Genomic DNA, 1,387 nt, shown 5'->3' with positions numbered 1-1,387 from the left:
TGGAAGTAGATGGCCGCTATGACGGCAGCTCCCGGTTCCCTTCCAGTGAGCGGTTTGGTTTCTTCCCTTCCATATCTGCGGGCTGGCGTATCAGTAAGGAAGCTTTCTTTGAAAAGCTGACCAATATTGTGTCGGAATTGAAGCTCCGTGGTTCTTATGGTTCGTTAGGTAACCAGGACCTGGGAAATTACAATTCGCCATCAGCCTTGTATCCCTATGTGCCGCTTATGAACAGCTCATTGACCAATTACCTCACGGGTGGCAATAAAACCCAGGTGTTGAGTGCCCCTGCACCTGTAACGCCCAATTTCACCTGGGAGCGTACGGCTTCGCTGAACCTGGGTATCGATGCGGCTTTCCTGAAAAATCGTTTGCAGATCAGCTTTGATCGCTACCGCCGTAAAACTACCAATATGCTGGCGCCTGGTTTAACGCTGCCGGCCGTATTTGGAGCGGCGGCGCCATTACAAAATGCAGGGGATCTGCAAACCAATGGATTTGAGTTATCCGTTAAGTGGCAGGATGGCGGTACGCTGCTGGGCAAACGCTTCACCTATGGATTTGGTGTTGCCCTGTCTGATTACACGGCGAAGATCACCCGCTATTACAACCCCAACAAAATACTGGGCGATGAACACACCCTGACCTATTACGATGGAAAACAGGTAGGAGAGATCTGGGGATACAGGACCAATGGTTATTTTCAGTCCGATGCAGAAGCGGCAGCTTATCCCATCAACCAGGATTATATAGATCTTGACCAGCGCGTAGCCTCGCCGGGCGAGTGGAGTAAACTGCATGCAGGCGATCTTAAGTTCAAAGATCTGTCAGGGCCGGATGGAAAACCTGATGGCGTGATCAACAATGGCAAGAATACCCTCGCCGATCATGGTGACCTGGAAAGACTTGGTAATAAGTTACCCCGATATTCATTTGGCATCAATGGTAATTTCAGCTGGAATAATTTCGATCTTTCTTTCTTCTTCCAGGGCATAGGCAAACAGAACTGGTGGCCTGATGTAGAGTCTTCTTTATTCTGGGGACCTTATGGCCGTCCATACGTGGCGTTTGTACCTAAAGATTTTCCCGATAAGATCTGGAGCCCTTCTAATCCCAATGCTTACTTTCCTTTATTACGCGGGTATAGTTCTTACTCCGGTGGCGATTTGTCTATTCCGGATGATAAATACCTTCAGGATATCGCCTACATCCGGTTAAAGAACCTGACGGTGGGCTATAATCTGCCTGTTGCCTGGTCAAGACGGTTAAAGATGCAGCGCATTCGCTGCTACTTTACCGGTCAGAACCTGTTCACCTTAACAAAAATGGATTCGAAATATATAGACCCGGAGCAGGTAACACCTGGTATGGCCACTGACTGGGGAGG

Annotated in this window: 1 protein-coding gene; it reads left to right on the top strand. The window is 48.9% G+C overall.

The window, feature by feature from the left end:
* A partial coding sequence (locus ACJ751_RS03375; protein ID WP_407743962.1) for a TonB-dependent receptor domain-containing protein occupies positions 1-1,387 on the top strand: 1,387 nt, incomplete at both ends.

Origin of the sequence: Niastella sp., from assembly GCF_045805085.1 — a bacterium.
In the GTDB taxonomy this organism is placed as follows: Bacteria; Bacteroidota; Bacteroidia; order Chitinophagales; family Chitinophagaceae; genus Niastella.
Note: the sequence above shows the minus strand (reverse complement) of the source record. Positions and strands in the feature narration are given on the sequence as shown.